Genomic DNA, 12,577 nt, shown 5'->3' on the forward strand with positions numbered 1-12,577 from the left:
TTCTCAGATCGTGTAGTCGAAGGCCGTATAGGCCATCTCGGCCAGGATCTCGTCGGCGCTGCGCGGCGAGGCGGCGCCCTGGTCCATCCGGACCGGCCGGGCCGGCACGCCCGCCACGGTGGTGCGCGGCGGCACGGGCGCCAGCACCACCGAGCCGGCGGCGATGCGGGCATCCTCGCCGACCTCGATATTGCCCAGGATCTTCGCCCCCGCGCCGATGATGACGCCGCGCCGGATCTTGGGATGCCGGTCCCCCGCCTCCTTGCCGGTGCCGCCCAGCGTCACGCCCTGCAGCAGCGAGACATCGTCGCCGATCTCCGCCGTCTCGCCGATCACGAGCCCGGTCGCGTGGTCGAGCAGGATGCCCCGGCCGATCCGGGCGGCCGGGTGGATATCGGCCTGGAACACCTCCGAGGCGCGGCTTTGCAGGTAGAGGGCAAGATCCCGCTCCCCCTGCTTCCAGAGCCAGTGGTTCAGCCGGTGCAGCTGGATGGCGTGAAATCCCTTGAAGTACAGGAAGGGCTCGATCAGCCGCTCGCAGGCCGGGTCGCGCTCGAAGACGGCGGCGATATCCGCCTTCAGCCCCAGCACCAGCGCGGCATCGGCCCGGCTGGCCTGCTGGAAGGCCTGGAAGATGATGGAATGCGAGATGGTGTCGTTGCGCAACCGGGCGGCGATGCGGTGGAACGCCGCGGTGGGGAAGTCGGGCTGGTTCAGGATCGATTCCAGGAAGAGCGGCGCCAGGGTCGGCGAGGCGGTCTGGGCGGCTTCTGCCTCGCGGCGCAGCTGGTGCCACAGCGCGTCGGTCAGCTCCGCCTGCGTCGAGACCAGGGACAGGTGATGCGGCGCGGATCGCGACAAGGGATCTCTCCATCGGAGCCTTCGGCCACCGGATATGCGGTGGGTCGGCGGGCGGCGGGAGGGGCGACACGAAATCTTCAGCCCCGCGATCCCCCGCCCGTCCCCTGCGGGCCCGTCGCGGGGCGGGGGGCTTGGCCGCCACGGCCCCGCTCCGATAGGTTGGCGGGACAAGGCCGGCCCCGCGCCGAGCTGGGTCAAACCACCAGGCCAAACACTGAGGAGATGACGAGAATGCCATTGCCCCCCGCCCTCGAGGGCCGCCTCGCGCTCCCCATCGTCGCCGCGCCGATGTTCCTGGTCTCCGGGCCGGATCTGGTGGTCGAGACCTGCCGCGCCGGGGTGCTGGGCACCTTTCCCTCGCTGAACCAGCGCAGCAGCGAGGCCTATGGCGACTGGCTGGACGAGATCGCCGGGCGGCTGGAGGGCCAGCCCGGCGCCGCGCCCTTCGGCGTGAACCTGATTGTCAACCGTTCCAACACCCGGCTGGATGCCGATCTGGCGCGGACGGTGGAGCACCGCGTGCCCCTGGTCATCACCTCGCTCGGTGCGGTGAAGGAGCTGGTGGATGCGGTCCATGCCTATGGCGGGCTGGTCTTCCACGATGTCGTCAACCTGCGCCACGCCGCCAAGGCGGCGGAGGCCGGGGTGGATGGGCTGATCGCCGTCAGCGCCGGGGCCGGCGGCCATGCCGGCCAGCTCAGCCCCTTCGCCTTCCTGGCCGAGCTGCGGCAGATCTTCCAGGGAACCCTGTTGCTCTCGGGCGCCATGAGCACGGGCGCGCATGTCGCCGCCGCGCGGCTGATGGGGGCGGACCTGGCCTATCTCGGCACCCGCTTCATCGCCACGCAGGAGAGCATGGGCCCGCCGGACTACAAGGCCATGCTGCTGGAGGCCAAGGCCCGGGACGTCATCTACACCCCGGCGATCAGCGGCGTGAACGCCAATTTCCTGCGCCAGAGCCTGGTCGCCGCCGGGCTCGATCCGGAGAACCTGCCGCCGCGGCCGGAGAAGCACACCGATGCCGAGCACCGACCCTGGAAGAACATCTGGTCGGCCGGGCACGGCGTCGGCAGCATCGAGGACGTGCCGACCGTGGCCGAGCTCTGCGGCCGGCTGGGGCAGGAATATCGCGAGGCCCTGCGCGCGCTCTCCCGCGAGGCCGAGGGCTGATCCGGGCCGGCGGGGCAGGGCAATTCCTGCACCGCCGGCCGCCCTGCCATGCGGCGGGGTCGCCTTGCGGGCGGGCCTCACAGGCAGGAGAGTGTTCCCGCCGCCGGCGCCCGCCTTCCTGCCCTGGCCCTCGCGCCTGGCGGCCCCTGCCGGCCACCGAGGAAACCTGTCCATGACGCATTCCGCCTTCCGATCCGCGCAGCTCGGCCAGGGGGGCTGCTGCCGGTGATGCTGCCGCTTCGCGCCGCTCGCCTGGAGGAGATGCTGCGGGAGGAGGCTCCCTACGGTGACATCACCACCCTGGGCCTCGGCATCGGGGACGCGGTGGGGCAGGTGCAGCTCTGCGCCGGCCGGACCATGACGCTGTGCTGCTCGGAGGAGGCGGAACGGCTCTTCCTGCTGGCGGGCTGCAGCGCCGTGCACCGTGTCGCCGCCTCCGGCGCCCTGCTGGATCAGGGCGGCCCGATCCTGACCGCGACCGGACCGGCCGCCGCGCTGCATCAGGCCACCAGGGTGGCGCAGGCGCTGATGGCGACCACCTCCGGCATCGCCACGCAGGCCGCCCGCATTCGCGCCGTCGCGCGCCGGGAGAAGCCGGGCATCGCGGTCGCCTGCCCGCGGGAGCATCTGCCCGGCGCCAGGGACGTGATGCTCCGCGCCATCGCCGCCGGCGGCTGCGTGCCGCACCGCCTCGGCCTGTCGGACAGCATCCTGGTCGGCGCCCCGCACCGCGCCTTCCTGGGCCGCGAGCCCGCCTATCGCTGGGTGGCGCGCCTGCGCGCGGCGCAGCCGGAGCGCAGCATCGCCGTGGAGGCCGGGACGGTGGACGAGGCGGTGCTGCTGGCCCATGCCGGCGTCGACATCGTGCAATGTGGCGGGCTGAGCCCGGCCCAGCTGGCGGAGGTGACACGCGCCCTCGCCGATCACCCCCGGCGCCCGGTCATTGCCGCGGCGGGGGGCGTGACCGAGGGGAATGCCGCCGACTATGCGCGCGCCGACGCCGACCTGCTGATCACCGCCTCGCCCTACAGCGCCCCGCCGCTGGAGATCACGGCGAGGATGGAGCGCCTCTGACGCCTCCGCGACGGCGCACCATAAGCCTTGCGTTGTCCTCCGCCTTTCTCATGTAATCCGGAATGAACCTTCCGGGGTCGCTGCGACAGGGGGCACGGGCATGAAGCGGGTGACGCTGGACGCCGTGCTGGATGTGGCCGGGTTATGGCAGGAAGCGGCCTGCGACGAGAGCAGGCTGGGCACCGCGCTTCATGAACTGCGCCAGCTCTTCGGCGGCACCACCGCGTGCCTGGGCCGCCTCGGCCACCCTCCGGAGGCGCAGGACGTCTTCGGCGTCGGTCACACCGAGGGCTATCTGCGCAGCTATGCCGAGCACTACTGGCGCGGCAATCTCGTCTGGCAGGCGGCGAGGCCATTGGCCCCCGGCTCCATCTACTGCGACCAGAAGCTGCTCGGACCCGCGGGTCTGCACGGCAGCGCGTTCTGGAACGAGTGGATGCGGCCACAGGACATGTATGCCTCGATCGGCTGCCGCATCGACGGGCCGGGCGATGGCTGGGCGATCCATGTCGAGCGGGGCCGCACCCGCCCGGCCTTCGATGCCGAGGACTACCGGCTGATGCGGAAGCTGATGCCGTTCATCCGCGCCGGCCTGGGGCAGCGCGACCGGTTCGGCGGGCTTCGCCTCCCGCGGGAAGGCATCGTGGACGGGCTCGATCTGCTGGACATCGCCATCTACGAGGTTGGCGCCGATGGCCAGGTGCTGCGCGCCAACCGGGCGGGGGAGATGCTGCTGGCCCGCATCGGCGCGGCGCGGCACCACGGCATCGCCGCCCTCGGGCTTGGCAACGGGGCGGTGGTGGCGCGGCTGCGCAAGTATGTGCAGCAGGCCTGCCTCGGCACCGAGCTGGAGCGGCGGGGCGGCTTCCTGGCCACCGTCGCGGGCCGGTCGGCCGTGCCGCTCAGCCTCCAGGTCAGCCCGCTCTCGGCCGAGGGGCGGCAGGCGCCCCGCGCGCTGGTCGTCGCCAAGGAGGTGATGACGCGGCAGGAGCTGGGGGCGCAACTGCCGGCCCTGTTCGGCCTGACGCCGGCCGAGGTCCGGGTGGCGTCGGGCATGCTCGCCGGCCTGACGGCGGCCGAGATCGCCGCCATGCAGGGTCTTCGCATCACCACCGTGCGGACGCATCAGGCGCGGATCTTCCAGAAGACGGAGACCCGCCATCAGGCCGCCTGCGTGGCGCGGATGCAGGCCGCGCTGCTGCCCGTGCTGAGCTGAGCCCTATTCCTGATACCAGGTGCGGCCATCGCGCTCGATCAGGGCGATGGCGGCGGTCGGACCCCAGCTGCCGGCCGGATAGGGGCGGGGCGGCTGTGGTGTCGAGGCCCAGGCGCGCAGCAGCGGCTCGACCCAGGTCCAGGCCGTCTCCACCTCGTCGCGGCGCATGAACAGCGTGGCATTGCCGCGCACCACATCCATCAGCAGCCGCTCATAGGCGTCCGGGAAACTCTGGCCGAAGGTCTTCTCGAAGGAGATGTCGAGCCCGGTGGGGCGGAGATGCAGCCCGCCCGGCCCCGGCTCCTTGGTCATCATCTCGAGCCGCATCCCCTCCGCCGGCTGCAGGCGGATCAGCAGGCGGTTGGGCTCGGTGATGCTGGCCTCCGCCGGGAACAGCGTGAACGGCGGCGTGCGGAACTGCACGACGATCTCGGAGACCTTGCACGGCAGGCGCTTGCCGGTGCGCAGGTAGAAGGGCACGCCGGCCCAGCGCCAGTTGTTGATCTGCAGCTTCATGGCGACGAAGCTTTCCGTCGTGCTGGTCGGCTCGCCCAGATCCTGCAGATAGCCCGGCACCGGTTGCCCACCGACGGCGCCGGCCGTGTACTGGCCGCGGACCGCGAAGCCCGGCGCCTCCAGCGGCGTGATCGGGCGCAGCGCGCGCAGCACCTTCAGCTTCTCGTCGCGCACCGCGTCGGCGTCGAGCGAGACCGGGCTCTCCATGGCCAGCAGGCACAGCAGCTGCAGCATGTGGTTCTGCAGCATGTCGCGCAGCGCGCCCGAGCGGTCGTAATAGCCGCCGCGCCCCTCGACACCGACCGTCTCCGCCACGGTGATCTGCACATGGTCGATGACGTCGGCATTCCACAGCCGTTCGAAGATCGTGTTGGCGAAGCGCAGCGCCAGCAGGTTCTGCACCGTCTCCTTGCCGAGGTAGTGGTCGATGCGGAAGAGCTGCGCCTCCGGCACCACGGCGCCGACCGCGTCGTTGATGGCGCGGGCGGAGGCGAGGTCATGCCCGATCGGCTTCTCGAGCACGACCCGGGCCTGGGGCGAGATCAGCCCATGCTCGGCCAGGTTGCGGCAGATCGGACCATAGAGCTCGGGCGAGGTGGCCAGGTAGAAGGGCCGTACATGCTCCGGCCGCTCGGCCAGCAGGGCGGCGAGGCGGTCCCAGCCCGCCTCGCCGGCGCCGTCGATGCGCAGATAGCGCAGCAGGGCGAGGAAACGGCGCAGCTCCTCCTCCTGCTCCACCGTCTCCACCGCGACATGGCGCCGCAGCGCCGCCTCGGCCTGCCGGCGGTAGGCGTCCTCCTCCAGCTCGGTCCGCGCCGCGGCGAGGATGCGGCAGGCCTCGTCGAACTGCCGGTCGCGGAAGCGATGGAACAGCGCCGGCAGCAGCTTGCGCATGGTCAGGTCTCCGGTGGCACCGAAGATCACGCAGTCGAAGGTCGGAACGGGTAGAATCTGGGCCATGCATCCCTGCTCGCGGAGGAAGTGTCGTGGCGGACCGGTCTCGCGCTCTCCGGCCGCGGCGCGCCGGGGCCCAGTCTAGGCCGGGCCTTCGCGCCTGCACAAAGGGCATATGCCGGGCCGGAGTCCCCGCAGAGGAGCCTTCAGCGCGGAGGCGGTCCGGCCTCGTCGCCGATGCGGTCGCGCAGCGTCACCTCCGGCAGGCCGAGCACCAGCAGGAAGGCGGCCGTCATGACGGCGCCGCTGAGCAGGAAGCAACCGGTCAGCGCGGCGCGATAGGCATCGGCCATGGCGGCCTGCTGGGCCGGCGTGAAGCGCGCCAGTGCCTCCACGCCATGCGCCGTGACCTGGGCCACCTCGGCCGGATCGAGCCCGGCGAAGGCGTTCTGCAGCCGCGAGGTCATGATGGTCCCGGAGGCGGCGACACCGAGCGCGCCGCCAAGCGAGCGCAGGAAGGTCATGGCGCCGGTCGCGGCACCCAGCTCCCGGTGCGCCACGGCGTTCTGCACGGCGGTCGTCAGGTTGGGCATGCCCATGCCCATGCCGAGGCCGAGCAGCCCCATCGAGACCAGGAAGACCATGGGCGGGGCGGCGAACCAGGCGAAGAGCGCCAGGCTGGCCAGTGCCAGGGCCTCTAGCCCCAGCCCGGCGAGCAGGAACAGCTTGTTGCGCCCGAGCTTCGAGACGATGCGGCCGCCGACGACCGAGCTGAGCACCATGCCGACCACCTGCGGCAGCATCATCGCGCCGGCATGGGCGGGGTCCATGCCGAGCACCAGCTGGAAGTAGAGCGGCAGGAAGACGGTGGAACCGAGCATGGCGAAGGTCATCATGCCGCCGACCACCACGCCGCGGGCGAAGACCGGGTTGCGGAACAGCGGCAGGCGGATCAGCGGCTCCGGCGCCCGCAGCTCGCGCCAGGCGAAGAGGGCATAGAGGGTCACGGACAGCGCCGCCATGCCGAGGGCGGGCCAGGACGCCCAGGGGAACTCGCTGCCGCCCCAGGCCAGCAGCAGCAGCAGGGCGGTGGTGGCGCCCGCCAGCAGGGCCGCCCCGGGGATGTCCACTGGCCGCCGGTTCGGCGGCGTCGTGGAGCGCGGCAGGCCGAGGCCGATCATCACCAGGGCCAGCAGGCCGATCGGCAGGTTGACGTAGAACACCCACCGCCAGGACAGGGCCGATGTGATGATGCCGCCGAGCAGCGGCCCGGCGACGCTGGCCAGGGCGAAGGTGCCGGTGAAGAGACCCTGGTAGCGCGGCCGCTCGCGCGGCGAGACGACATCGCCGATGGCGGCCTGGGAGAGGGTCAGCAGCCCGCCCGCGCCGATGCCCTGGATGGCGCGGAAGGCGATGAGCTGGCCCATGGACTGCGCCACGCCGCAGAGCAGCGAGCCGCCCAGGAAGATCAGGATGGCCAGGAAGAAGAGGGTGCGGCGGCCGAAGGTGTCGGAGAGCTTGCCGTAGAGCGGCGTGGTGGTGGTCGAGGTCAGCATGAAGGCGGTGACCACCCAGGAGAGATGCGCCATGCCGCCCAGCTCCCCCACCATGCGCGGCAGGGCGGTGTTGACGATGTTCTGGTCGAGCGCCGCCAGGATCATCGTCAGCAGCGCCCCGGCCAGGACGATGCGGAGCTGCCGCTTCGGCGCGGTGCCGGCGGGGGGCGCCGGCGGATTCGCCGCCGGGGTGGGTTGGTCGTTCATGCGGCTCCGGCCTGTGCTGGCATCTCGCGCCGGGCCGAGGGCAGGCCGGCGGGCCGGCCTTTCTGGGCCGGCCGCCCCCCCGGTGTCAAAGCGCCCCCCGGCCGCTCAACCGCCGCGGGCGGCGCCCTGCGGGTTCTCCAGCAGGAAATCGAAGTCGCAGCCCTGATCGGCCAGCAGCACCTCGCGCCGGTAGAGGCTGGCGTAGCCGCGCTTGGCCTGGGCGGTGACGGGCGGCGTCTCGGCCCGGCGCCGCTCCAGCTCGGCCGCCTCGACCATCAGATCGAGGCGCCGCTCCCGCACCGAGACACGGATGCGGTCCCCGTCCCGCACCAGGCCGAGCGGCCCGCCGGACGCGGCGTCCGGCGTCACGTGGAGCACGATGGTGCCATAGGCGGTGCCGCTCATCCGCGCGTCGGAAATGCGCAGCATGTCCTTCACCCCGGCGCGCGCCAGCTTCTGCGGGATCGGCAGGTAGCCGGCCTCGGGCATGCCGGAGGGGCTGAGCGGGCCGGCGTTCTGCAGCACCAGCGCATCGTCCGGGCGCACGTCGAGGTCGGGATCGTCGATCCGCGCCGCCAGGTCCTCCAGCGAGCTGAAGACCACCGCCCGCGCCTCGGTCTCGAACAGCTTCGGGTCGGCGGCGGCGCGCTTCAGGATGGCGCCGCGCGGCGCCAGCGAGCCGAACAGGGCCACCAGCCCGCCCTGCGGCTGCAGCGGCTCGGCCAGGGGGCGCACCACGGCATGGTCCACATGGCCCGGGCCGCCCTCCAGCCGCTGGCCCAGCGTCTCGCCGCTGACGGTCAGGCAGTCGAGGTGCAGCAGCGGCTTCAGCTCGCGCAGCACGGCGCCGATGCCGCCCGCCGCGTGCAGGTCCTCCATGTAGAAGGGACCGGTCGGCTTCAGGTCCACCAGGACGGGGGTGGTGTCGGACAGCTCGTTGAGCCGGTGCAGGTCCACGGGGATGCCGGCGCGGCCGGCGATGGCGGTCAGGTGGATGATGGCATTGGTCGAGCCGCCGATGGCCAGCAGCACGCGCAGCGCGTTCTCCACCGATTTCGGGGTGATGATGTCGCGGATGGTGGTGCCGGCGCGGGCCAGCGCCAGGGCGGCGGCGCCCGAGGCCTCGGCGGCGCGGATGCGGTCGGCATGCACGGCCGGGATGGCGGCGGTGCCGGGCAGGATGATGCCCAGCGCCTCGGCCAGCGAGGCCATGGTGCTGGCCGTGCCCATCACCGCGCAGGTGCCGGCGGTGGTGGCGAGATTGCCCTCCACCTCCTCGATGGTGGCGTCGTCGATCTCGCCGGCGCGGTACTTGGCCCAGAAGCGGCGGCAATCGGTGCAGGCCCCGAGTCGCTCGCCCCGCCAGCGGCTGGTCATCATCGGGCCGGTCACCACCTGCACCGTCGGCAGGCCGGCGGAGAGCGCGCCCATGAGCTGGGCGGGCACCGTCTTGTCGCAGCCGCCGACCAGCACGACGGCATCCATCGGCTGGCCGCGGATCATCTCCTCGGTGTCCATCGCCATCAGGTTGCGGAAGAACAGGCTGGTCGGGTTGAGGAAGACCTCGCCGAGCGAGATGGTGGGGAATTCCAGCGGCAGGCCGCCCGCCGCCAGCACGCCGCGCTTCACCGCCGTCACAAGCTCGGGCACGCCGCGGTGGCAGTTGTTGAACTCGCTGTAGGTGCTGGCGATGCCGACCACGGGCTTCCTCAGCAGATCGGTCGAATAGCCCATGGCGCGGGCCATCGAGAGGCGGAGGTAGCGGGCGAAATCGCGGTCGCCATAGTTGGTGAGGCCACGGGACAGGCCGTGCGGGGTGTCGTCGCTCATGATGCTGGACTTCGCGGGGTTGGGCGCCAGGGAGCGCCGGGTGGAGGGGAAGGGCGCCGGCTCAGGGACCGCTGCCATAGGCGCGGAGATAGGCGGCCTGCGAGGGCTGGAGATGCGCGCGGGTGAGGGCGATGAGGGTCTCGCCATCGCCGGCGCGCAGCGCCGCGATCATGGCGTGGTGCTCCCGCCGCGCGGCCTCCCGCGCCTCGGGCGAGATCGAGGCGAGGAAGCGGATGCCATGGGCGCGCTGCGCGGCCGCCTCGATCGCCGTCGCCAGGAAGGCATTGCCGCAACAGTCGTTGATGCGGCGGTGGAAGGCCTGGTTGGCCCGGAACAGGGCGGCCAGATCGGCCGCGCCGGCGGCGCGATCGTGCTCCCGCTGCAGGGTCTCGATGGCGGCGAGGTCGGCGGCGGGCAGGGGGCGGGGGATCAGCCGCGCCGCCTCGCATTCCAGCAGCTCCCGCAGGTTGTAGAGCTGCCGCACATCCTGCGGCGCGTAGCTCCGCACCAGGGCGCCGCGATGCGGGATGCGCTCGACCAGCCCGATGCGCTCCAGCTCCGTCAGGGCCAGCCGGATGACGTGGCGGGTGGCGCCGAAGCGCTGGATCAGCTCCTCCTCCACCAGCCTTTCGCGCGGGTGCAGGCGGCCGAGGACGATGTCCTCCTCCAGGGTCCTGGCGAGCAGGCGGGGGGTCGGGGCGGCCTCGGCCCTGGCGCTGACGGTGTCCGGCATAGAGGGTTTCCACGTCCCCCCGGCGGGGGCCGGGAGCTTGATCGACAAGATTATCGACAATTTTAGCCCTGGCTAGCCCAGCCGACTCCGCAACCGGTCCGCACCGCGCAATTTACAGTCAGATGAGAGCGCCTATTAATAATCCGTGACACCCGAGGCGCCGCCGGCGATGGCTTCCGCCGGACCCGGCCCGAGGGCAAGGGCAAGAACCCCGGCGGCCAGCCGGGCGGCCGCAGCGCCGTCCGGCAAGATCAGAGGATGACATCAGTGCAGCACTCCCCGACCCAGACCGCCCGGCCCGGCGAGCCCGCCCAGACCTTCGGCACCGCGGGCATGGCGCCCATGGAGCGGCCCAGCGCCCTCACGCGGATGTTCATGGGCATCGTCGCCTGGGCGGAGCGGCTGAACCTGCGCCATTCCAAGGTCGGCAACCCGCCCGTCTACGACAACGCGACCTTCCCCTGGGCGGCCGAGATCGAGCGCGAATGGCCGCTGATCCGGAAGGAGCTGGAGAAGGTGCTGGAGCGGCGGGAGGATCTGCCGAATTTCCACGACATCGCGACGGACGTGAAGACGATCAGCACCGACAACCGCTGGAAGACCTTCTTCCTGACCGGTTACGGCGTCACCTCCGAGCGCAACACCAGGACCTGTCCCGAGACCTGGCGGATCGTGCGGAAGATCCCCGGCCTGCAGACGGCGATGTTCTCCATCTTCGAGCCGGGCAAGCACCTGCCGGCGCATCGCGGCCCCTACAACGGCGTGCTGCGGCTGCATCTCGGCCTGATCGTGCCGCAGGCGGAGGAGGGTCAGCTCGCCATCCGTGTCGACAAGCAGGTCTGCCACTGGCAGGAAGGCAAGGCGCTGATCTTCGACGACGCCTATGAGCACGAGGCCTGGAACCACACCGACAAGGTCCGCGTCGTGCTGTTCGTCGATTTCGTCAAGCCGCTCGGCTTCCCGGCGCGGCTGGTCAACTGGGCCCTGCTCAACCTCGCCATCTTCACGCCCTTCATCCGCGAGGGCGCCGACAACCACAAGGACTGGGAGAAGAAGTTCTACGCCCAGGCCGAGGCCCTGCGGAACCGTCCCCAGGCCTGAGGCGGGCGGATCATTGCGCGGTCAGGGGGCCTCCTCTATGCCCTCGGGCCCCGCGGCCCGCCACCTCCGAGGAGAGTCCCATGCGCGCCTGTTTCGTCGATGCCGGTGAGGCGCTGGGCGCGGTCTTCCGCCGCCTGCGCCGGGACGCCGATCCGGAGGTGACGATCAACCTGCAGCCGGACATCACGCCGGACGCGCTGCCGGGCGTGCTGGCCGGCCACGAGATCGCCATCATCGACCACACCGCCCTGCCGACCGACATCGCGCGGCAGGTGCCGGGCCTGCGGCATGTCGTCTTCCTCGGCACCGGCGCGCGCTCCTACATGAACCCCGAGGCGCTGGAGGCCGAGTGCGGCATCGCGGTGCACATCATCAAGGGCTATGGCGACACCGCCGTGGCCGAGATGGCCTTCACGCTGATGTGGACCGCCGCCAAGGGCATCGCCGGCATGGACCGGGGCATGCGCGCCGGGCGCTGGCTGCGCACCGACGGCCTGGAGCTGACCGGCAAGACCGTCGGCCTGCTCGGCTTCGGCGGCATCGCCGCCGAGATGGCGCGGCTCTGTCGTGGCGCCGGCATGACGGTGCTCGCCTGGAACCGGACGCCCAAAAGCGCCGAGGGCGTCGAGTTCGTCGGGCTCGACCGGCTGCTGGCCGAGAGCCATGTGCTTTCCGTGCATCTGCTGCTGAATGACGAGACGCGCGGCTTCCTCTCCGCCGAGCGCCTGGCCCGGCTGCGGCCCGGCGCGGTGCTGGTCAACACGGCGCGCGGCGCGGTGGTGGACGAGGCGGCGATGGTCGCGGCGCTGCGCTCCGGCGCCCTGGCCCATGCCGCGCTCGACGTCTTCGACATCGAGCCGTTGCCCGCCGGCCATGTGCTGACCACGCTGGAGAACGTCACCCTCTCCGCCCATTCCGCCTTCCGCACGCCGGAGGCCGGCGACAAGCTCGTGCAGGCGGCGCTGGAGCATTGCCGGCGCATCGCCGCCGGGTCCTGAGCCCGCCCGCCGCGGTCATCCGGCGGGCTGTGTCCCCTCCGCCGGCCGCCAAGCGGCCGCCGGGGCGCCGGCGGGAAGGCTCGTCCCCGCCGTCTCCTCCAGCAGGCGGCGCAGCGCCGGCTCGTCGGTCTCCGCATAGGGGGACAGCATGGCCGCCAGGGCGGCGAGATCGGGGATCTCCCGTTCGGCCTGGCCGGCCCGGAAGACCAGCCGATCCTCCGCATGCTCGGGCGGCGGCACCCGCGTCACCTCCAGCCAGTAGCTCCGCAGCCCGGCATCCCAGCCGGCCAGGATGGTGAGGCCGTGATAGCGGGGCCGCAGCTCGGCCGCCCGCCTTGCCGGCTCGGGTCCGGGCGGGCCGGAAGCGCCAATCGTGCCGAGCCTGGTCCCCATCCCCGCCTTCCCCTGGGTCGGCCTCCCG

Annotated in this window: 11 protein-coding genes; 5 read left to right on the top strand and 6 right to left on the bottom strand. The window is 72.1% G+C overall.

What is annotated here, in order from left to right; all coding sequences use genetic code 11:
- Positions 1-3: 3 nt before the first annotated feature.
- Positions 4-861, bottom strand: coding sequence for a serine O-acetyltransferase (cysE, locus tag ACF3NH_RS18905; protein WP_198366849.1), 858 nt, complete (start codon positions 859-861; stop codon positions 4-6).
- A 231-nt stretch (positions 862-1,092) separates the two neighbouring features.
- Here cysE and ACF3NH_RS18910 point away from each other — a divergent pair, with 231 nt between their 5' ends.
- The 3 genes from ACF3NH_RS18910 to ACF3NH_RS18920 all read left to right on the top strand — a co-directional run bounded on the left by ACF3NH_RS18910 (position 1,093) and on the right by ACF3NH_RS18920 (position 4,321).
- The gene (locus tag ACF3NH_RS18910) at positions 1,093-2,031 is read left to right on the top strand and encodes an NAD(P)H-dependent flavin oxidoreductase (RefSeq protein WP_198366850.1); all 939 of its coding nucleotides are present in this window, start codon (positions 1,093-1,095) and stop codon (positions 2,029-2,031) included.
- Positions 2,032-2,259: 228 nt separating this feature from the next.
- The gene (locus tag ACF3NH_RS18915) at positions 2,260-3,105 is read left to right on the top strand and encodes a beta/alpha barrel domain-containing protein (protein WP_198366851.1); all 846 of its coding nucleotides are present in this window, start codon (positions 2,260-2,262) and stop codon (positions 3,103-3,105) included.
- A 100-nt stretch (positions 3,106-3,205) separates the two neighbouring features.
- On the top strand, positions 3,206-4,321 hold the full coding sequence (locus tag ACF3NH_RS18920) for a helix-turn-helix transcriptional regulator (RefSeq protein WP_422925071.1): 1,116 nt from the start codon (positions 3,206-3,208) through the stop codon (positions 4,319-4,321).
- Between the two features lie 3 nt (positions 4,322-4,324).
- Here ACF3NH_RS18920 and zwf read toward each other — a convergent pair whose 3' ends face one another.
- The 4 genes from zwf to ACF3NH_RS18940 all read right to left on the bottom strand — a co-directional run bounded on the left by zwf (position 4,325) and on the right by ACF3NH_RS18940 (position 10,057).
- The gene (zwf, locus tag ACF3NH_RS18925) at positions 4,325-5,797 is read right to left on the bottom strand and encodes a glucose-6-phosphate dehydrogenase (protein ID WP_198366853.1); all 1,473 of its coding nucleotides are present in this window, start codon (positions 5,795-5,797) and stop codon (positions 4,325-4,327) included.
- 140 nt (positions 5,798-5,937) lie between these two features.
- Entirely contained in the window at positions 5,938-7,494 is a 1,557-nt protein-coding gene (locus ACF3NH_RS18930; protein ID WP_198366854.1) for an MDR family MFS transporter, read from the bottom strand.
- A gap of 105 nt (positions 7,495-7,599) precedes the next feature.
- Positions 7,600-9,324, bottom strand: a complete 1,725-nt coding sequence (locus ACF3NH_RS18935; protein ID WP_198366855.1) for a dihydroxy-acid dehydratase — start codon at positions 9,322-9,324, stop codon at positions 7,600-7,602.
- 61 nt (positions 9,325-9,385) lie between these two features.
- On the bottom strand, positions 9,386-10,057 hold the full coding sequence (locus tag ACF3NH_RS18940) for a GntR family transcriptional regulator (protein ID WP_422925074.1): 672 nt from the start codon (positions 10,055-10,057) through the stop codon (positions 9,386-9,388).
- Positions 10,058-10,324: 267 nt separating this feature from the next.
- Between ACF3NH_RS18940 and olsC the strand changes: the two genes are divergently transcribed.
- Both olsC and ACF3NH_RS18950 read left to right on the top strand, forming a co-directional pair.
- Positions 10,325-11,158, top strand: coding sequence for an ornithine lipid ester-linked acyl 2-hydroxylase OlsC (gene olsC / locus ACF3NH_RS18945; RefSeq protein ID WP_370592011.1), 834 nt, complete (start codon positions 10,325-10,327; stop codon positions 11,156-11,158).
- 80 nt (positions 11,159-11,238) lie between these two features.
- Positions 11,239-12,156 carry an NAD(P)-dependent oxidoreductase gene (locus tag ACF3NH_RS18950; protein ID WP_422925076.1) on the top strand — a complete coding sequence of 306 codons (918 nt, stop codon included), beginning with the start codon at positions 11,239-11,241 and terminating at the stop codon, positions 12,154-12,156.
- 15 nt (positions 12,157-12,171) lie between these two features.
- Here the strand turns inward: ACF3NH_RS18950 and ACF3NH_RS18955 are convergent, their stop codons facing one another.
- Positions 12,172-12,549: a hypothetical protein gene (locus ACF3NH_RS18955; RefSeq protein ID WP_422925078.1), complete on the bottom strand. Its 378-nt coding sequence runs from the start codon at positions 12,547-12,549 to the stop codon at positions 12,172-12,174.
- Between the last annotated feature and the right edge of the window lie 28 nt (positions 12,550-12,577).

The sequence above is a fragment of the Pseudoroseomonas sp. WGS1072 genome (assembly GCF_049340465.1).
Classification (GTDB): domain Bacteria; phylum Pseudomonadota; class Alphaproteobacteria; order Acetobacterales; family Acetobacteraceae; genus Pseudoroseomonas.